19 protein-coding genes and 1 tRNA gene are annotated in these 20,806 nt (G+C 35.5%); 15 read left to right on the top strand and 5 right to left on the bottom strand.

What is annotated here, in order from left to right; genetic code table 11:
* Positions 1-174: 174 nt before the first annotated feature.
* The 3 genes from IKV95_RS07675 to IKV95_RS07685 all read left to right on the top strand — a co-directional run bounded on the left by IKV95_RS07675 (position 175) and on the right by IKV95_RS07685 (position 2,940).
* The gene (locus IKV95_RS07675; RefSeq protein WP_069120791.1) at positions 175-705 is read left to right on the top strand and encodes an NADPH-dependent FMN reductase; all 531 of its coding nucleotides are present in this window, start codon (positions 175-177) and stop codon (positions 703-705) included.
* 184 nt (positions 706-889) lie between these two features.
* The gene (locus IKV95_RS07680; RefSeq protein ID WP_069120793.1) at positions 890-2,074 is read left to right on the top strand and encodes an MFS transporter; all 1,185 of its coding nucleotides are present in this window, start codon (positions 890-892) and stop codon (positions 2,072-2,074) included.
* A gap of 20 nt (positions 2,075-2,094) precedes the next feature.
* On the top strand, positions 2,095-2,940 hold the full coding sequence (locus IKV95_RS07685) for an aldo/keto reductase (protein WP_069120794.1): 846 nt from the start codon (positions 2,095-2,097) through the stop codon (positions 2,938-2,940).
* A 125-nt stretch (positions 2,941-3,065) separates the two neighbouring features.
* Here the strand turns inward: IKV95_RS07685 and IKV95_RS07690 are convergent, their stop codons facing one another.
* The 3 genes from IKV95_RS07690 to IKV95_RS07700 all read right to left on the bottom strand — a co-directional run bounded on the left by IKV95_RS07690 (position 3,066) and on the right by IKV95_RS07700 (position 6,568).
* Entirely contained in the window at positions 3,066-3,497 is a 432-nt protein-coding gene (locus IKV95_RS07690) for a GNAT family N-acetyltransferase (protein WP_029091416.1), read from the bottom strand.
* 126 nt (positions 3,498-3,623) lie between these two features.
* Complete coding sequence (locus IKV95_RS07695) at positions 3,624-5,099, bottom strand: aldehyde dehydrogenase family protein (RefSeq protein ID WP_069126514.1); 1,476 nt, start codon at positions 5,097-5,099, stop codon at positions 3,624-3,626.
* Positions 5,100-5,353: 254 nt separating this feature from the next.
* The gene (locus IKV95_RS07700; protein ID WP_029091418.1) at positions 5,354-6,568 is read right to left on the bottom strand and encodes an NAD(P)/FAD-dependent oxidoreductase; all 1,215 of its coding nucleotides are present in this window, start codon (positions 6,566-6,568) and stop codon (positions 5,354-5,356) included.
* Positions 6,569-6,907: 339 nt separating this feature from the next.
* On the opposite strand from IKV95_RS07700, the gene IKV95_RS07705 reads away from it, so the two are divergent.
* The 11 genes from IKV95_RS07705 (at position 6,908) to trmL (ending at position 17,862) form a co-directional block, all read left to right on the top strand.
* Complete coding sequence (locus tag IKV95_RS07705; RefSeq protein WP_029091419.1) at positions 6,908-7,696, top strand: transporter substrate-binding domain-containing protein; 789 nt, start codon at positions 6,908-6,910, stop codon at positions 7,694-7,696.
* A 33-nt stretch (positions 7,697-7,729) separates the two neighbouring features.
* The gene (locus IKV95_RS07710) at positions 7,730-8,398 is read left to right on the top strand and encodes an amino acid ABC transporter permease (protein WP_051457400.1); all 669 of its coding nucleotides are present in this window, start codon (positions 7,730-7,732) and stop codon (positions 8,396-8,398) included.
* Positions 8,391-9,116, top strand: a complete 726-nt coding sequence (locus IKV95_RS07715) for an amino acid ABC transporter ATP-binding protein (protein WP_069120797.1) — start codon at positions 8,391-8,393, stop codon at positions 9,114-9,116. The genes IKV95_RS07710 and IKV95_RS07715 overlap by 8 nt, the downstream gene beginning before the upstream one ends.
* A 125-nt stretch (positions 9,117-9,241) precedes the next feature.
* Entirely contained in the window at positions 9,242-9,925 is a 684-nt protein-coding gene (locus IKV95_RS07720) for a Crp/Fnr family transcriptional regulator (RefSeq protein WP_176717944.1), read from the top strand.
* Positions 9,926-9,940: 15 nt separating this feature from the next.
* Positions 9,941-10,645 carry a YjjG family noncanonical pyrimidine nucleotidase gene (locus IKV95_RS07725; RefSeq protein WP_069129124.1) on the top strand — a complete coding sequence of 235 codons (705 nt, stop codon included), beginning with the start codon at positions 9,941-9,943 and terminating at the stop codon, positions 10,643-10,645.
* A gap of 101 nt (positions 10,646-10,746) precedes the next feature.
* Positions 10,747-13,671, top strand: coding sequence for an insulinase family protein (locus tag IKV95_RS07730; RefSeq protein WP_069125832.1), 2,925 nt, complete (start codon positions 10,747-10,749; stop codon positions 13,669-13,671).
* Positions 13,672-13,781: 110 nt separating this feature from the next.
* Positions 13,782-14,144: a helix-turn-helix domain-containing protein gene (locus tag IKV95_RS07735; protein ID WP_029091424.1), complete on the top strand. Its 363-nt coding sequence runs from the start codon at positions 13,782-13,784 to the stop codon at positions 14,142-14,144.
* Between the two features lie 149 nt (positions 14,145-14,293).
* Positions 14,294-15,652, top strand: a complete 1,359-nt coding sequence (locus IKV95_RS07740) for an Nramp family divalent metal transporter (protein WP_069125833.1) — start codon at positions 14,294-14,296, stop codon at positions 15,650-15,652.
* A 381-nt stretch (positions 15,653-16,033) separates the two neighbouring features.
* Positions 16,034-16,104: transfer RNA gene (locus IKV95_RS07745), tRNA-Gly, on the top strand.
* A 94-nt stretch (positions 16,105-16,198) separates the two neighbouring features.
* The gene (gene queG / locus IKV95_RS07750; RefSeq protein ID WP_029091426.1) at positions 16,199-17,347 is read left to right on the top strand and encodes a tRNA epoxyqueuosine(34) reductase QueG; all 1,149 of its coding nucleotides are present in this window, start codon (positions 16,199-16,201) and stop codon (positions 17,345-17,347) included.
* Positions 17,347-17,862, top strand: coding sequence for a tRNA (uridine(34)/cytosine(34)/5-carboxymethylaminomethyluridine(34)-2'-O)-methyltransferase TrmL (gene trmL / locus IKV95_RS07755; protein ID WP_029091427.1), 516 nt, complete (start codon positions 17,347-17,349; stop codon positions 17,860-17,862). Before queG ends, trmL begins: the two co-directional genes overlap by 1 nt.
* A gap of 91 nt (positions 17,863-17,953) precedes the next feature.
* Here trmL and IKV95_RS07760 read toward each other — a convergent pair whose 3' ends face one another.
* On the bottom strand, positions 17,954-18,967 hold the full coding sequence (locus tag IKV95_RS07760) for an inorganic phosphate transporter (protein ID WP_029091428.1): 1,014 nt from the start codon (positions 18,965-18,967) through the stop codon (positions 17,954-17,956).
* A gap of 20 nt (positions 18,968-18,987) precedes the next feature.
* Entirely contained in the window at positions 18,988-19,608 is a 621-nt protein-coding gene (locus tag IKV95_RS07765; RefSeq protein ID WP_029091429.1) for a DUF47 domain-containing protein, read from the bottom strand.
* A gap of 383 nt (positions 19,609-19,991) precedes the next feature.
* Here IKV95_RS07765 and IKV95_RS07770 point away from each other — a divergent pair.
* Positions 19,992-20,806, top strand: an 815-nt coding sequence (locus IKV95_RS07770; RefSeq protein ID WP_287451608.1) for an aldo/keto reductase, incomplete at its 3' end; no start/stop codon positions are given.

The raw sequence follows: 20,806 nt of genomic DNA on the forward strand, positions 1-20,806 counted from the left end.
AAAAGCAAAGTTTTTCATAGTTAAAACCAACAATTCGAAAAGTTGTTGGTTTTTTTTGAACACTTTTACAGCAGTAATAACAAATCACCGTTATAATAGAATGGTACGATTAAAATAAAAACTTTTTAGTGATCATTAGTGATTGCTCGAACATACAGAAGGAGACTTACAGTTTTGAAAATAGTAGGATTAGTAGGCGCAGTGATTGGCACAAAGACACTTACTGCGATGGAACGAACGCTTACGATGCTGGAAAACGAGTACCCACAACATGAAGTGACGTTGATTGATATCAGCGAGTATAAGGTTGCTTATAGTGATGGGCGGCATTATCAAGAATATACGGGAGATACATTGTATATCACCGAGACATTGATGGCAGCTGATGCTTTAATTGTTGGAACACCAACTTTTCAAGCGTCTATCCCTGGCGCATTAAAAAACATTTTTGATTTATTACCAATCGATGCCTTAAAACATAAAACAGTAGGCATCATAGTCACAGCAGGAACACAAAAACATTTCTTAATGGTAGAACAACAGCTAAAGCCGATTCTTTCTTACATGAAAGCTAATTTATTGCCTTCTTATGTATTTTTAGAAGAAGCGGACTATCAAAATAAAGCGATAATAAACTTAGCGGTACTGAATCGACTTGATGAAATGGGTCATCAGTTAGTACAAACAGCTGAAGAAAAAGTCTAAATAAATAACACTCTGCAATGGATAATTGTAAAGAGTGTTATTTTTTTTTGACTAAATAGGCTGATATTATACAATTGTTTCCAAAAGGTACTTATGAAACAAAAAAGTACCTTGTTGTCTTTTAGTACCTATTAAACCATAATATAGAATATCGAATCGAAGGAATAAAGGAGGAAAAGCAATTATGGATCAAACGAGGAAAATTAATCCAGCCTTGACCTTACTCGCATTGGCAATCAGTGCTTTTGGGATAGGGTCAACAGAATTTATTAGCGTAGGATTATTACCGCTAATTGTCAGTGATCTGGGCGTCACTTTAAGTAATGCCAGTTTAACCGTATCACTCTATGCAATTGGTGTTACGATAGGCGCACCTGTTATGACTGTTTTAACATCAAAATTTTCACGAAAAAATGTCTTGTTATTGGTCATGGTAGTATTCATTATCGGTAATCTGATTGCAGCACTATCTCCTACATTTACAATCTTATTAGTAGGTCGTGTTGTATCAGCATTAGCACATGGTGTATTTATGTCGATTGCCTCAGTGATTGCAGCCGATGTGGTAGCGCCAAATAAAAGAGGGAGCGCAATTGCTCTCATGTTTACCGGATTAACTGTGGCTACCGTCACAGGTGTGCCACTTGGAACCTTTATTGGACAAGCAACGCAATGGCGTTACTCATTTATATTCATTGTGTTAATCGGTGTCATTGCTTTAATTGCAACGCTTCTGTTAGTGCCAAAAAATCTTTCAAAAGGCGCTGCCATTTCACTGGGAGATATTGGTAAAGTATTAAGTAATTTCCGTTTATTGTTAGTGTTATTGATTACAGCACTCGGATACGGTGGGATATTTGTTGTATATACATACATATCACCCGTTTTAAAAGAATTTATGGGCTATTCAGACAGTGCCATCGTTCTTATATTAGTAATATACGGAGTGATGGTAGCCATCGGTAATACGATTGGAGGCCGTTTATCGAATAATCGTCCACTACGAGCGGTGTTCTTTGTATTTATATTAACAGCATTTAACATGTTATTAATTTTAGCCTTTCTTAATTTCCATCTACTTGGGTTGTTCGCAGTGTTGCTCATGGGGTTATTTTCTTTTATGAATGTTGCTGGGTTGCAACTGTTAGCTGTGCAATTAGCTGAAAAATATGTGCCAAATGCAATAGCTATGGCATCAGCGTTAAATATTTCAGCTTTTAATATTGGTATTGCTCTAGGTTCATATATTGGTGGTAGAGTGATAACTACTGTGGGGTTACAATGGACACCATTATTTGGTTTCATCATGGTATTTATCGCTGCCATAATTACATTGATATGGTTATTAGTTGACCGCGAAAAAAAATAAAAATATTAGGAGGAATTATAATGATTAAAAGTTTAACAGATACAGTCGTATTAAATAATGAAGTAGAAATGCCAGGTTTTGGTTTAGGTGTATTTAAAGTAGAGGATGGACAAGACGTTGCTGAAATGGTTAAAACAGCAATAGAAGTAGGCTATCGTAGTATTGATACCGCGGCGATTTATGGCAATGAAGCGGGTGTTGGAGCTGGAATCGCAGCTGGTTTAGTAGCTACGGGATTAAAAAGAGAAGATCTTTTTATCACATCTAAGATTTGGAATGATGGTTTAACCTATGAAGAAGCTCAAGCTGCTTATCAAACGAGTTTAGATAAATTAGGCTTAGACTATTTAGATTTGTATTTAATTCATTGGCCAGGTAATGATAAATACATGACGGCGTGGCGCGCTTTAGAAGATTTATATCTGGATGGAAAAATAAAAGCTATTGGTGTCAGCAATTTCCAAATATCACATTTAGAAACATTATTAGCAGAGGCGCGAGTTGTACCTGCTATAAATCAAGTTGAATTACATCCACGCCTTAGCCAAATACAAATACGCGAATTTGGAAAAAAACATGGTATTCATATTGAAGCTTGGTCACCATTGATGCAAGGTGAGTTGTTAAATAATGAAACGATTGTAACAATTGCTAAAAAATACAATAAATCAGCAGCACAAATCATTCTGCGTTGGGATGTTCAAAATGAGGTAATTACGATTCCAAAATCAGTTAAACGTGAGCGTATGATTGCTAATGCAGATTTGTTTGATTTTGAATTAACCACTTTTGAGATGATAGAGTTGAATAACATGAACATGGATACAAGAGTGGGACCAGACCCAGATACTTTTGATTTTGCATAAAATAACAGTTATAAATTAGCTTGTTACGTTTCATGAAATGTAAAAGTAGATAGGTTGGAGTCTTTGTTTTAACTAAAAAACGTTTCAAACCATGGCATCGAGTGCTAAGGTTTGAAACGCTTTTTTTATAAAGTTTTTTTCATTTCAATATGAGGGATGCCTTCTTCAAAAAAGATATCAGAGGATTTCTCATAACCAAGTTTATTATAAAAACCTTCGGCTTGTGTTTGTCCGTGTAATTTAGCAAACGTCATTTGTTTGTCACGAGCAATATTTTCTAAACCAGTCATAATTAAACGGCCCACACCGCCTTTACGATATTCGGCAAGCACGCAAATGCGTTCCATTTTAGCGCAGTCATCTATAAAACGGAGACGAGCAGCACCGATTGTTTTTTCATTATCAACAAGAATAAGATGAATAGCAGTCGAACCGAGTGAATCAAAGTCATCAAGTTCGTGTGCGGCATCCACACCTTGTTCATCAACGAAGACAGTAAAACGAATTTTGAAAGCTTCTTGTAATTGTTCTTTAGTTGTTACTTGGATAAAATGCATCTAAAAAATCCCCCTATAAGTAAAGTTGTCCTTAAGTATAGCATGGAATTTCTAATGAATACAAACAGACCAGAACTAAATATCAGCTCTGGCCCCGTGAAATTAACGAGTAGAAATAATAATTTTTTAGTATAACCCGTCAGTCGCTTCTTTGGTACTAATATAAATATTTTTAGTTTGTGAGTATGCATCTAACATCATTTTATGGGTTTCGCGTCCATAACCTGATTTTTTAACACCGCCAAAAGGTGCACCAGCTGGAATTTGATTATAGGTATTTACCCAAATACGACCTGTTTCGATGCCGCGTGCGACTTTCAAAGCAGTATTGATATTGGTTGACCAGACACCACCGCCAAGACCATATTCAGAATCGTTGGCAAGCTCAATGACCTCTTCGATTGTTTTAAACTTAATAACGGAGGCAACAGGCCCAAAAATCTCTTCTTTTGCAACGCGCATGTTATTATCAACATTACCTAATAGAGTGGGTGCTAAGAATGCGCCTTTATTGTTACCATCAACTTCAAGCGTCATACCACCAGTAATAACTTCTGCACCTTCCTCGGTACCAATCTTTATATATTCTTTGATTTTTTCAAGTTGACGTTGATTTACTTGGGCGCCCATTTGCGTGTCCATCTCCCATGGCAAACCAACTTTTACATTTTCAAATGCAGTTTTCAAGGCTGCAATAAATTTATCATAAATACCTTCCTGAACAAAAATACGAGAACCTGCACAACAAACTTGACCTTGATTAAAGAGAATGCCCAATTGAGCCCCTTCAATGGCACGGTCAAAAGGCATATCATCAAAGAAAATATTTGCTGATTTTCCACCAAGTTCCAATGTTGCAGGAATTAATTTTTTGGCAGCTTGCTCAGCAACTTCATAACCAATTTCAGTTGAACCGGTGAAGGCAAGTTTATCAAAACCATCATGTTTTAACATATAGTCGCCAGAATCAGACCCACGGCCTGTGATTAAGTTAACAACGCCTGGAGGTAAGACCTGATCTAATAATTTAAATAATTCAAGCAAGCTTAGGCTTGTAGATGAAGAGGGGTGGATAACCAGAGTATTCCCCGCTGCGATAGCAGGAGCGATTTTCCATGCAGCCATCAATATTGGAAAGTTCCAAGGAACAATTTGTCCCACAACACCAATAGGTTCTTTTAATATAATGGATAAGGTATCTTCATCAAAATCTTTGACACTGCCTTCTTCTGCACGAATAACACCAGCAAAATAGCGGAAGTGATCCGCTGAAAATGGAACGTCAACTGATGATGTTTCTCGAATGGGTTTTCCGTTATCAAGTGTTTCAATCATGGCTAAACGTTCTTTGTTTGCATCAATCAAATCAGCAATTTCTAGCAACATCTTACTTCGAGAGACAACATCTACTTTTTTCCAAGTAGGAAAGGCATTACGAGCAGCTAAAACAGCCGCATCAACATCAGCATGGGTTGCGTCAACAAAAGTAGCAAGAGCGTCTCCGTTGCTAGGATTTTCAGCAGTAATAAGAGAGGCTCCAGCAGGAGTTATCCACTTTCCGCCAATATATAATCCGTAGTGATCATCTGTAATTTTAGTCATTTCTAAAACATCCTTTCGATAGTAGAATACAAAATAGAAAGCGCTTACAAATAAAGTGTAAATGATTTGGAAGTATTTGTAAAATGATATAGCTTATAAAGCATTGACGATGACGACTAATAAAAGGTGTTTATTTGTATTAATAGAGAGAGTGACTAACTTGAGGATGTTGAATGATTTGTATTAATGGGTATTAATTTTATAAGATAGAAAAAAACCTCCTAATTTAATTATTAGAAGGTTTTAAAAATAGTCTAGTTAACAACATGCATACTTTTTTTACGGAATAATTTTTGCTTTTTAATTACAGTATCAACTCCGCCGATTAAAACAATTGAGCGGGTATCGATTACTTTTTTTAAGACCGAAGCTGTAACACCGCGTAATTGTTTACCCATCACGACACCAACAGCGTCATGTCGACCAATGGAACAGACGGTTCCTTTAGGTTTATAATAAAAATCTTTAGCGGGTTTTTGATTAAAGATAGCTACAATATTTGCTGCCGCACAATCAGCTTGTTGCATTGCGATTTGAGCGGTTGTTGGATAAGGTAAGCCTGTAACATCATCGATGACAATCGAACAGTCTCCAATCATCATAACATCTTCACAGTCAGGTACAGTGAGATTATTATTAACTAACACACGCCCACGATCAGATTTGAAATCTGAATTTGTAATGACTGAACTCCCTCTAACGCCACCAGCCCAGACAAACATATCAGCAGTGAGCTCAGATGAGTCAGTTGATGCTTTACTTTCTTTATAGAAAACACTATTTGCAGTTATATTAGCCACGCGACCTTTGATAAAAGTAACGCCTTTTTTCTCTAATTTTCCAATTATATAACCACTGAGGTCTTCTGAAAACATCGGCAAAACATTTGATTGCACACAAGAAACAGAGACTTGGTCACGCTTCAAATGAGCCGCTTTTGTAAGAAAAGGCAGCTGTTCCATTAATTCACCAATATACTCTATACTTGTAAAACCAGCCCCACCAACAACAATTGATAATTTTTCTCCTGGTTTCACAGCACGTAATTTCTCATTTAATTGTTTATAAATATGTTCTACAGACGGGATATTTGTTATCTGGTAAGCATAGTCACTTAAACCTTTAATCCCAAATGATTCGAACTCAAAGCCAAGTGCGATAAGTAAGTAGTCGTACCTGAGCGGTTCACGATTCTCAAATACAATCGTTTTACTGTGATGCTCAATTTTAGATACAGTCGCTTTAATAAAAGTTGTGTATTGAGGGTCTACCACACTAGAAACGGGATAACAGATGTCACCTGGGCTAGCAGCTCCAGTGGCAACTTCGTGCAATGCTGTTTTTTCACAATGATAACTATTCTTGTTGACCAATACAATCTCAGCATTCGGTTTTAAATCTTGTAATCGTTTAAGTGCTCTTAAACCACCATAACCAGCACCTAAAATAACAATTTTTTTCTTAACCAAGCTACTCAACTCCTTTTGTCTTATAAGACAAACTCTTGACACAATTTCAGTATAACGCAAATGAAAGTTCTTTACAATCGTGTAAATGTTGTATATAGTGTAGTGTTTTGCACAAAAAAGAAAGCGCTTGCATTCAAGCGGGAATCATAAAACGAAAATGATGTATAAAATAATGAATAAAAAGAGTTATTTATGTATAAAAAAGCTTAATTATTTATAAAAAGGGGTTGACGTGTATAATTATTACATGTAAAATAATTAACTATAGAAGTAAATAATAAATGAATTATTAATTGAAAATAATACACACAAAATTGAATTGAAATGGGGAAAATAAAAATGAAGAAAATTGTATTGATACTAATGATGGCATCGTTATTTGTACTAGCAGCATGTGGCGCTAATGCAGATGCGCCAACTAAAAAAGATGATAATGGTAAAAAGACATTAGTAATGGGAACAAGTGCGGATTATCCACCGTTTGAATCAGTTGATACAAAAACAAACAAAATTGTTGGATTTGATATTGATGTTGCTAACTACATTACAAAGAAATTAGGGTATAATTTAGAAGTGAAAGATCAAAAATTTGGTGGTTTAATAGCAGCACTTAATCAAGACAGTATTGATTTTGTAATGTCTGGTATGGTGAAAAATGAAGAACGTGCTAAACAAGTTGATTTTTCGGATGTTTATTATACGTCACATCAAGTTATCCTAGTGCCTAAAGATAGCAAAATCAAAACAGCAGCAGATTTAAAAGGTAAAAAAGTCGGAGTTCAAATTGGATCAACACAAGCAACATTAGCTGAAGATTTAAGTAAGAAATACCCAATGGATATTGAACAATGGGATAAAGTGAATGAAATGGTAGAAGCAATGGCAGGAAATAAACTAGATGCAATTGTGACAGTGGATACTGTAGCTTTTGGATATACAAATGATTCAGATCGTTTAGCACAATTTAACATTAAAGATGATTCAGTTGTCACAGGTGATCCAATGTCAATCGCATTTCCTAAAGGAAGTAAGTTAACAGCAGAGTTTAATAAAGAATTGAAAAAAATGGAAGAAAACGGCGAGTTAGATAAATTCGTTAAAAAATGGATTGAAACAAGCGGTAAGTAATTACCGCGAAGTGAGAGAGGAGCGAACGATGGCATGCAGGAGTTAATAGAAACATTCAATAATCTTAAACCATCGATTCCTTATATATTAAACGGTGTCTGGGTCACATTACAAATTGCCTTTTTCTCCGCATTATTTGGTTTTATATTAGGAATCATTTTAGCAATTTTCAAAATTAGTAAATATAAAGTATTAAGTGGTTTTGCACATTTTTACACTTCGATTTTCCGAGGAACACCACTTATTATGCAACTTTCATTAGTATATTTAGCATTACCACAGCTGTTTCATTTTGATATTGAACCTTTAACAGCAGCAATTTTGACCTTTTCATTAAATTCAGCAGCATATATGTCTGAAATTATTCGTTCAGGTTTAAATGCTGTGGATAAAGGACAATATGAGGCTGCTAAGGCATTGGGAGTCCCATACAATAAATTCATGTTAGATATTATTTTGCCACAAGCAATTAAAAATATTCTTCCAGCATTAATGAATGAGTTCATAACATTAACAAAAGAATCAGCAATTGTTTCAACGATTGCAGTAACCGATTTGATGCGTCGCTCAGAGATTGTTGCCGCGAACATGTATACCTACTTCCCACCAATGATTGTGGCATTTATCGTATACTACTGTTTAACAATGATCTTAACATTTATTGGTTCTTTATTAGAAAGGAGACTAGGTCGCAGTGATTGAGATGAAAACCGTTAATAAAAACTTTGGTAAATTACATGTCTTAAAAGATATCAGTACAAAGATTAATGATGGAGAAGTTGTTACAATCATTGGTCCTTCAGGCTCTGGAAAATCAACACTATTACGCTGTATTAACTTACTTGGTGAGCCAACAACTGGCGAAATTTTTATCGATAATGAGAATATAACATCATTGTCAGAAAAACAAGTCATGAAGATGCGTAGTGAAGTTGGGATGGTTTTTCAACATTTTAATCTCTTTCCACATAAAACAGTGCTAGAAAATATTACTTATGCACCGATTAAAGTTCGTAAAACAGCAAAAGAACAGGCTCATAAAGAAGCCAAAGCTTTGCTTGAACAAGTTGGTTTATCCGATAAAGCAGACGTTTATCCGTCAAAACTATCTGGTGGACAAAAACAACGTGTAGCAATTGCCCGAGCTTTAGCGATGAAACCGAAGTATCTTTTATTTGATGAACCAACGTCTGCACTGGATCCTGAAATGGTTAAAGAAGTGTTAGAAGTTATTCAATCATTAGCAGATACAGGTATTACAATGGTAATCGTAACGCATGAAATGGCTTTTGCTGAACGTGTGTCTAGTAAAATTATTTTTATGGATGAAGGTACGATTATTGAAGAAACAGAGCCGAAAGTGTTTTTTGATTCACCAAAATCAGAACGAGCAAAAATATTTTTAGAAAAAGTGTTATAGAATTTGTCGTCCCTAATATTTTATTAGGGGCTTTTTTTATGGGATGATAATACTGTCAGGACATAAGTCTCGATAATAGGGCTAACTTTATGATAAAATGTTATCAACTAAGAGGAGGCGTCGATTTGGAACGAGTTATGAATCGAGAACAAGTTGATTACTATATTCAAAAATATGGTTTAGATCAGCATATCAATGAAGAATTACGTTCTTTTATGACCATTCAAACCTATCAAAGTGGTGAACTTATTTGTACACAAGGTGAGGAAATAGAGCACGTCCTTTTTCAAGTAGAGGGTCGAATGAAAATCTTCACTACTTCTTCAGAAGGGAAAAATTTAATTGTTGCAATTAAAGAGCCATTTGAAATATTAGGTGATGTCGAATGTATTCAAGATGTATCATGTATGAATACCATTGAAGCAATATCAACAGTTAAAATGTTGGCGATATCTAAAAAGGTCATTCATCAGAATGGTTTTCAAGATGCAAGGTTTTTACAATTATTGTTGAATGTCGTTTCTGAAAAATTTTGGTTAAAATCTGAGGCGTTAAGCATTAATTTGTTGTACCCAGTCGAAGTGCGTTTTGCGAGTTATTTAACATCAATTGTGTGCGATGAACAAAATTGTGCCCTTAATCGGTCTGAACTTAAAGACACTGCTGATTTAATAGGTACCAGTTCAAGACATCTTAATCGTATCATAAAGGCATTTATTGAAGATGGGATGATTGAGCGTACGGAAACAGATATTATAATAAAAAACCGAGAGAAACTCATTGCCATAGCAAAAGATATTTATAATTAAAAGGGGTTTATATAGATGAAAAATTACAAAACGCTATTATTCGATATCGATGATACATTATTAGATTTTAAAGCAACAGAACAAGCTGCTTTGAAAAAACTTTTTAAAGAACAAAAACTAGAGTTAACAGCTGAAATTGAGCTGCATTATCAAACGATTAATCAAGCGATGTGGCGTGCATTTGAACGTGGAGAGGTCACACAAAAGGAAGTTATCTCTAACCGTTTTACAGAGGTTTTTAAAGCGTATGGTAAAGAAATTGATGGTGCTAAAGTAGACCAAAGATATCGTGAGTTTTTAGCAGAAGGTCATCATTTAATTGAAGGTGCTCTCAATTTAATCCAAGAATTACATGAAAAATTCGATTTATATATCGTAACAAATGGTGTCTCTACAACACAATATCGTCGCCTTGAAGATTCAGGTTTACGTCCTTATTTTAAAAATGTATTTGTTTCCGAAGACACAGGTTATCAAAAACCAATGCCAGAATACTTCTCTTATGTTTTTGAACGTATTCCTAATTTTGAAAAAAATGAAACGATTATTATTGGTGATTCCTTAACTTCTGATATAAAAGGTGGTAATTTAGCCGGTATTACGACTTGTTGGTATAACCCAGGAGGAACAATTGCTGGTCAAGAGAATCAACCAACGCTTGAAATTAGAAAATTAGAAGAAATTTTAATCCTATTAAATGTCACTAGCACTGTGCATTAAGCTATTTTAATGAAGGAATAAGCTGAATTGGTCAAATAACAGCAGGAATTTGCTATAATAGAGTCATTGAACAAATAGACAGTATAAATAGGAGGAAACAGATGCTAGACTTACAATTAGAAGCAAGGTATCATGGCTTTATTTACCAAGAACGTGAAGAAGTTGAAGAAATAAAATCAATTACACACGTTTTCGAACACGAAAAAACAGGGGCTAAATTACTCTATTTTGAAAATGATGATACAAATAAAGTGTTCTCAATTTCGTTCAGAACACCACCAGAAGATGATACAGGTGTATTCCATATTCTCGAGCACTCAGTTCTTTGCGGTTCGCGCAAGTATCCATTAAAAGAACCATTTGTGGAATTAGTAAAAGGATCACTAAACACTTTTTTAAATGCAATGACATTTAGTGATAAAACAATGTATCCAGTCGCAAGTCAAAATGACAAAGATTTTCATAATTTAATGGATGTGTATCTTGATGCAGTTTTTCATCCATTATTAACTGAAAAACAAGGTATCTTAAAACAAGAGGGTTGGCATTATGAATTAAATAGTGTGGAAGAGCCTATCGAGTATAAAGGTGTCGTTTATAATGAAATGAAAGGTGTTTTTTCTTCGCCGGAACAAATTTTAATGCGCAGTATTCAAAAATCATTGTTTCCAGATACGCCTTATCGCTATGAATCTGGCGGTGATCCCATTGCGATTCCTGAGTTAACTTACGACCAGTTCGTCAAGGATTACCAACGTTTTTATAATGCCTCAAATAGTTTTATTACGCTAGCTGGGGATTTAGATATCTTAGAAAAATTAGCCTTTTTAGATGCTGAGTATTTATCAGAATTTGAAAAAGTGGAAAATACAACAGCAATTCCTTATCAATTAGCCTTGGGCGATTTACATGAGGAAGTGAAAGAATATGCGGTATTACCAACAGAATCATTAGATAATAAATCATTCTTAAGTTTAAACTATGTAATCTCAGACATATTTGATGCAGAAAATTATTTTGCCTTAGATGTGCTTGAATATATCTTATTAGAAAGCTCAGCAGCGCCCTTGAAACAAGCTTTATTAGATGCGAAATTAGGAAATGATGTTTTTGGAATGTACGATAACGGCATATTACAGCCATTATTTAGTATTGTTATTAAAAATGCCAATGCGTCAGATAAAGAGCGTTTCCAAGAGGTTGTACGTGAAACATTACAAAAACTTGTGTCAGAAGGTATTGATAAAGATTTAATCGAATCTGCTATTATGTTGAAAGAGTTCCAATTACGTGAAGCAGATTTTGGTTCGATGCCAAAAGGTCTTATTTATTCGATGCGAGCAATGGACAGTTGGTTATATGAAGGAAAACCAGCCACTCACTTAGCTTATGAAAAAACATTAACGGCTGTAAAACAAGGGTTACATTCACCTTATTTTGAAAAATTAATTGATCGCTATTTCTTGAACAGCTTGCATCAAAGTTTGGTTATTGTCGAACCTTCACATACTTTAGCAGATGAAACAAATGCGAATGTAACAGCTGAGCTTAATGCATTTAAAACGAGTTTATCTGAACAAGAAGTTGCTGATTTAGTTGTAGCAACAGCTGACTTAAAAGCGCAACAAGAGTTAGTAGATGATGAAGAAGCGTTGAAAAAATTGCCGATGTTAACACGTGCCGATTTAAAAGCTGAAGCGACTGATTATCCATTATCATTGACTAAATCTAATGATATACCAGTCATGTTTTATGAGGCGGATACGAATAAAATCGCATATATAGCCTTGATGTTTAACACTTCTCATGTTGCAAAAGCCGATGTTCCATACCTGGGACTTTTAGAAGACTTAGTCGGCCAGTTAGATACATCATCATACAACTATTCTGAGCTTTCGAATGAACTTAATATTGTGACAGGTGGAACAAGTTTCTACAACAGTATTTTAAGTGAAAAAGCACCTTCTGAAGAGTTCCAAACATACTTCACTGTAAAAACAAAAATTTTACAGGATGAAGTGAAAAATGGCTTAGCATTTGTTACTAAAATTTTAAAAGAAACACTTTTCACTGATAAAAAACGTATTACTGAGATTGTTCAGATTATAAAATCACGTATTGAGATGAGCATGAATCAAGCAGGACATAATATTGCTGCCGCTCGTTTGGGTTCATATATTGAGCCGTTGAGTAATTACTCAGAAGACATTCGTGGACTTGGTTTTTATGATTTCATTTGTGATTTAACAACACAATTGGAAACAGACTTTGAATCAGTTCAAGAACGTTTCACTAACTTGTTAGCAGATATTATTAGTGTAGAGGCTTTGAGTATTTCAGTAACAGGTGATCACAGTATTTATCAAGAAGTGACACAAGCGATTGAAGCTTTGGATTTAAACCATAGTGAGCGTAGCAATAATGCGAATCGTTCTTATGAATTAAATGAAAATAGTAATGAAGGACTTCAAACGTCTAGTAAAGTACAATATGTTGTCAAAGGTGGGAAATTGGATAATAAAAAATATCCCTATAATGGACATATTACTGTCTTGAAAAAAATTCTTTCATATGATTATTTATGGAATCAAGTCCGTGTACTTGGTGGCGCTTATGGTGCAGGTTTTGTAATGCAAGAAAACGGAAAATGGTTGTTCTGGTCGTACCGAGATCCTAATCTTCCTGAAACATTGGCGGTATATGATAAAGTTGTTGATTATTTACGCACGTTTGATGCAAGTGATTATGAAATGACGAAATATATTATTGGAACGATGGGTGGGATGGATATGCCGCTATCACCTCGACAAGAGGGAGCTCGTGCAGTTGCTCGCCACCAAAAAGGCCTCACTGTAAAAGATATCCAAAAAACACGTGATGAGATACTTTCTACAACAGCAGAAGACATCCGTGAAATGGCGCAAATGTTTGCAGACGCATTAGAAGATGCAAAAATCTGTGTGTTTGGAAATAATGAAAAAATTCAAGAAAATATTGATTTGTTTGATAGTGTTCGTGATATCTAAAATACAAGGTCTGGTCCCTCTTAATATAATTAATGAGGGAACAGGCTTTTTTTGTTGTGGAACAATGGTAAAATAAGATAAAGAAGAAAGTTATCAAAGGAGTGAAGACTGTGAATATTGGGGATAAAATTAAAGACGAGCGTCAAAAAAGAGGATACACACAAAAAGAATTAGCTGAACGAATTGGTGTCAATGCATCTGTTATTAGTAAATATGAAATGAATCGAAACCGTCCACCGTTAAACGTACTGGTTAAAATTGCTAACGAAGTAGGCACACCAGTCAACTACTTTGTGGACGATATAAATGGGTTGCGTGATGAAACGGTTAACTCAACATTTCCGTTGCTTGATAACCCTGAGTTAGAGGCGTGGTATCTAGAGTTACCCTACCGACATACGCGAGAACAATTACAGTTATTGCAAGAGCTTTCACTTAAAATTGAAGGTTGGGATATCACAGAAAAAAAATAAAAAAGTACCTGCCTTAGAAGCGCTCAAGGTTAAGCGTTTCCATTATATTACCTGAAAAACTTAGACATTGACAAAAATGTTTCCCTGGTGCAAAATAAAACTTGTAGAAGTCGTATTTATATATTCAAGTGATCAAGGAGGCGTTGTGAATGACACATGAGAAAAATACAAAAGAACATCAATCTGTTGTTCAACATGCGAATGGAGCAAGTTTAGAAGAGATAAATAACACGGTAGTTATGCCGTCTAAAGGTGGTTTTTGGCGAAAGTTAGCCGCGTATAGTGGACCAGGTGTATTAGTGGCTGTGGGGTATATGGACCCTGGTAATTGGATTACTTCTATTGCAGGTGGTGCGCAGTATGCGTATGCATTGTTGTCTGTCATATTAATTTCAAGTATTGTGGCTATGTTACTTCAAAGTATGTCAGCCAAGCTAGGAATTGTTACAGGAATGGACTTAGCACAAGCCACACGTAAAGCAACAAGTAAGCCAGTTGGCTTTATATTATGGATTATTACTGAATTAGCGATTATGGCAACAGATATTGCAGAGGTCATTGGTGGTGCGATTGCCTTACATTTATTATTTGGAATGCCACTAATAGTGGGTGTTTTAATTACAGCACTAGATGTTATGTTGTTATTATTATTATCAAAAGTCGGTTTTAGAAAAATTGAAGCCATCGTGGCAACTTTGATAGCGACTATTTTCATTGTTTTTCTATATGAAGTAATCTTAGCAAGCCCAGAATGGGGGCCAATGTTAAAAGGTTTTATTCCAGATCCACAAATTGCACTACAACCAGGTATGTTATTATTAGCATTAGGTATTGTGGGCGCAACAGTAATGCCTCATAATCTTTATTTACATAGTTCGATTATCCAGGCACGACAATACAAACGTACAGCTGCAGGTAAACGTGAAGCGATTAAATTTTCTACGATTGATTCAAATATTCAACTAACCATTGCTATGGTTGTCAATTGTCTCTTATTGATATTAGGGGCAGCTATGTTTTATGGTGTTGAAAGTGATTTAGGTCGTTTTGTTGAATTATATAATGCATTAAGTGACAATAAAATTGTCGGTGCTGTTGCAAGTCCGATACTCAGTACATTGTTTGCAGTCGCCTTATTGGCTTCAGGTCAAAATTCTACCATCACAGGAACACTTTCTGGTCAAATAGTGATGGAAGGTTTTATTAAAATGAAGATTCCAATGTGGTTACGTCGTGTAGTAACAAGACTATTAGCGATTATCCCAGTAATTATCATGGTGGTTGTATACAATGGACAAGATGCGAAAGTAGAGGAATTGTTAATTTATACGCAAGTATTCCTCAGCGTTGCATTGCCATTTGCAATTATTCCATTAACTATTTTTACAAGTAGTAAAAAAATGATGGGTGAATTTGCGAATCCTAAGTGGGTTAAATATGTTGCTTGGTTCATCGCAATCGTATTAACAATATTAAATGTGTACCTCATATATAGCACTTTTCAATAAAATAGTAAGATGACAAGCAAAAAGGCTAATCACCTTTAATCTGCTCTAAGTAATTAGAAAAATAATGTAGTTGTTGTTGAAATTATTGAATAAAAAAGAAGTAGGTTATCTGAGCCTGCTTCTTTTTTTGAAGTAATTAAAATAGGGCGTATTGTAGTGAGAAAAAAGTAATTAACGCTTCAAGTTGAAGGTTAATTGATTAAAGTGGCTTGCTCAATCAATTTAAATTTTAGATAGGGTGGGAATAGAGTTTGTTTTTCTTGTTAAGAGATACCGTTAAATTTTAATAACCATCGTTTATTACTTTTTTTAAACAGAAATACTTGATTTTTTCAAAGGATTTGCTATAATAAAGAAGTAATAAAAGTTACCTATCACTTAGCGGGTGTAGTTTAGTGGTAAAACTACAGCCTTCCAAGCTGTTGTCGTCGGTTCGATCCCGATCACCCGCTTAATTAACAAATGTCGAACACTGCCGGGTTTTACTAACCGTGCAGTGTTTTTTTTTCGGTAATAAGTTAAACTAAAAAAAGGAGGAGTAATCGCGTGGTCAATGCACAATTAAAAGCAGAGATTAAAGCATATGCACAATCTATCGGTGTACAAAAAATTGGTTTTACTCATGCTGATTACTTTCAAACTTTAGAAAAACGTTTAACGTTTGCAGCAGAGCATGACTTATTAACAGGTTTTGAACACCCGGTGATAAAAGAACGAGTTGATCCATCTGTTATTTTTGAGGAACCCCGTTCAATTATAGCAATCGCACTAGCCTATCCTAATCAAACGGATAATAATCTTCGCAGCAAACGTGGTGAATGGCGTGGTGTTTTCGCTCGAGCTTCATGGGGCGTTGATTATCATACAATTTTACGTGAAAAGCTAGCATTGATTGAAGCGTTCATTAAGGAGAAGGTACCAACTGCCCGTTTTAAGTCAATGGTAGATACGGGTGAATTATCGGATGTAGCTGTTGCAGAGCGAGCGGGTATCGGATGGCGTGGTAAGAACACATTGCTGATTACGCCTGAGTTTGGCAGCTTTGTATACCTTGGAGAGATGATAACAAACCTTGAGTTCGAAGCAGATGAACCAATGGCTGATGGTTGTGGTGAATGTACGCAATGTATCAAGGCGTGTCCAACAGGCGCTTTACTTGGTGAAGGAAGAATGGATGGTAAGGAATGTCTCAGTTATCAAACTCAAACTAAGGGGATGATGCCAGAACGATTTCGTGAAAAGTTACATAATCGTTTATATGGCTGCGATACATGCCAAGTTGTTTGTCCCTATAACCGCGGCAAAGATTTCCACTTACATCCTGAAATGGAGCCAGAAGAAGCGAAAATAAAGCCACTATTAAAGCCTTTACTAACGATTTCTAATCGTGAATTTAAAGAAACATTTGGTCCAATGGCTGGTTCGTGGCGTGGTAAAAAACCTTTACAACGTAATGCTATCCTAATATTAGGACGTTACAAAGATCAAACAGCCGTACCAGATTTAGTCAACTGTTTATTAGAAGACCCCCGGCCAGTTATTCGAGGAACCGCAGCTTATTCACTTTCAAAAATAGGTGGTGGCATCGCATACGATGCTTTGATAGCAGCTGAAAAGGAAGAAACTGATGCTGAAGCGTATCAGGAAATTAGCAAAGCACTACTACAATTATCAGAGAAAGAAGGCTCATATTAATCATGAATCATATTGTATTATTCCAACCTGAAATTCCAGCAAACACAGGTAACATTTCGCGTACTTGTGCCGGAACAAACACAGCATTACATCTTGTACGCCCACTAGGATTTTCATTAGAAGATAAATATTTAAAGCGCGCCGGACTTGATTATTGGGAGAGCGTTAACTTATCAATGCATGATTCACTCGATGAGTTATTTGAAAAATATCCAAAGGGTAAATTTTATTTTATCACTAAATTTGGCGAACATACATATAGTGACTTTGATTACAGTAATACTGACGAAGATATCTTCTTTGTCTTTGGAAAAGAAACAACGGGGCTTCCTGATTCGGTTTTACGCGATCATCGTGAGACTTGTTTGCGTATTCCAATGTCTGAGAACATTCGCTCATTAAATTTAAGTAATACTGCTGCAATCCTCACATACGAAGCATTGCGCCAACAAGACTTCCAAAATATGGATGTTGCTGCACCGGATTATGATCGAGTTGTATTTGAAGATAAATAAGAAGTAGCTAAAAACCACACGACAAACAGTGTGGTTTTTAGTTTGCATAAAAAAACACTGCTGACATCATGTCAACAGCGTTTTGAAAAATTTACATAAATAGAGTGAAGATCCAGTAGATACCACCAGCAACAATTGCTGAAATAGGTAATGTGATTACCCATGTGATAATCATACGCTGAGCTGTATCCCACTTCACGCCTCGTATACGGTGAGATGAACCTACACCTAGTATAGATGAGCTAATAACGTGAGTTGTACTTACAGGGAGCCCCATTGCAGTTGCAGAGAAAATAACAGACATCGAACCAAGGTCAGCAGCAACACCATTAACCGGTTTGATTTTCATAATTTTACTACCAACTGTTTTGATGATTTTCCAACCACCAATTGAAGTACCAAGAGCCATTGCTAATGCACAGGCAAACTGCACCCAAAAATGAACGCCATCAGCCTCAGATTGGTAACCGTTCGCAATCAAAGCAAGTGTAATGATACCCATTGATTTTTGAGCATCGTTGGTACCGTGAGCATAAGATTGAAAGGCGGCTGTAACAACTTGTAAGTAACGGAAACGACGGTTCGTCTGATCCAAGTTGAAATTTTTCAAGGTATATTTGAAAATAGTATAGATAATAAAACCAGCGGCAAATGCCAGGAACGGCGCTAAAATTAATGCTTGAATAATTTTAGTAAAACCAGCATAGTTCAGCGGTGATGATTTACCTGCAAGGAAAGCTGCTGTAATTGCAGCACCGGCAATAGAACCAATCAACGCATGTGATGAACTACTTGGGATACCGAAGTACCATGTAACAAGGTTCCAAATAATTGCAGCAATTAATGCAGATAAAATTACGACATCCCCATTTGGAAGTGCAAAGGGGTCAACAATATCTTTTGTTAATGATTTTGCAACTCCTGTAAATGAAATGGCACCTAAAAAGTTCATAATTGCAGCCATAATAATGGCTTGTTTTGGTTTAATCGCTTTTGTTGAAACACTCGTAGCAATTGCATTGGCAGTATCATGGAAACCATTGATAAAGTCAAACACAAGGGCAGCAGCAACAATAGCTATTGTAATAATTAATATATTATCCATAGAATTTTAAGGTCTCCTTATTAAGCGTTCTTCATAACGATAGTTTCAAGAGTGTTAGCAACTGATTGACAACCATCAGCAATATCTTCTAAATCTTCGTAGGCTTCACGATATTTGAAGAACGTAATAGGATCAGTGATGTTATCGTTTAAGTGGCGAATCGAATCACGGTAAATATCATCGCAAATTGATTCGTAATCTTTAATTTGAATAGCAAGTTCACGTACGTTTTTAAGTTTTTTATCAAAGATATAACCTGTAGCAATTGAAATATCTGCAGTTGCTTTTGAAAGGTTTTCTAAGAATTTAGTTATGTATTCATCTTTTGTAGAAATATTGTACATTTCTAAGATGAATGATGCTTGTTCGAATCCATCTAAAATGTCATCTAATCGGTTTGTTAATTCCAACATATCTTCACGTTCAATGGGTGTGATAAAAGCGTTGTTGAGTTCTAAAATGATTTTGTGTACAAGAGTGTCACCTTTAAGTTCATACTCTTTCATCACTTCAGCTAATTTACGCAAATCATCTTGTGTTTCTGCATTAAATTCACTGAAATACTTACCAGCTTCGTTGATGTTTAATGAAATCTCATGTAATAAATGTGCAAAACGATCTTTTTTATTTTTGAAAACCATTCTTGAATTCCTCCATTATATGAATAAGTAGTTTAGTAATCTTTTGATTAGTTTTTTTGTAACTCTTAAACAAGCAAAGTACATTCTCATTCTAACACAAAAAACAAAAATTTAGTGATTTCTTAACAAAATCTTTACAATTGAATTTGTCTATTTACACTAAGGTCTAATCACTAGTGAATAGAGGCTTTTTAGCACTTATTAATTGAAAGCGTTTTCGGTATTGTGGACGCTTGATATAACGGCTTTTGTTCATAGTTAGTATCGACCTAAATATTAGATTTCAAAGAGAAACTGCTGTAAAATACAAAGTGTGTAGAATTTATTAATTTTTAATTTTTATGTTTGAAAATCTAGAAATAATAAGTAAAGGGGAGATACTGATGAATAATGTTTTTTCCGATAAAATCACTCTGAATAATGGAGTTGAAATGCCACAAATAGGTTTTGGTGTTTTCAAAATGGAAGAAGAGCAACCTATTGTTGATGCCTTAGAGGCTGGGTATCGAGCAATTGATACAGCAAAGCGTTATGAAAACGAAGCGATGGTAGGTCATGCAATTGCTAGTGCGGGAATTCCTCGTAATGAGTTATTTATTACTTCCAAAGTCTGGGATACAGATCAAGGATACGATGAAACATTACGCGCTTATGAAACGACATTGAATGAAATGAAGCTCGATTATTTAGATTTGTATATGATTCATTGGCCAATAAAAGAGCACTTTAATGAAACTTGGCGTGCAATGGAGCGATTGTTAGAGGAAAAACGTGTACGTGCAATCGGTGTCTGCAATTATGAACAGCCATTGTTGGAACGGTTATTAGCGGAACACAACATTATCCCAGCAATAGACCAAGTGGAGACGCACCCCTATTTTTCACAAGTAGACTTAATTAAGTATCTTAAAAACAACAACATACAACATCAATCATGGGGGCCATTAGGTCAAAATAAGAGTGGTTTACTTACAGATCCACTCTTACACGCGATTGCAGAACGTTATGAAAAGACAGCAGCACAAGTGGTTATTCGCTGGCATCTACAAAGAGGCTCTGTGGTTATTCCAAAATCACAAACAACAAGCCGTATTATAGAGAATATCAGCATCGCTGATTTTCGTTTAGATGAAAATGAAATGGCGATGATAGAACAACTTAATCGTAATGAGAGGGTAAGCCACGATCCCATGCAACG

This window comes from Brochothrix sp. (assembly GCF_017549435.1).
Taxonomy (GTDB): domain Bacteria; phylum Bacillota; class Bacilli; order Lactobacillales; family Listeriaceae; genus Brochothrix; species Brochothrix thermosphacta.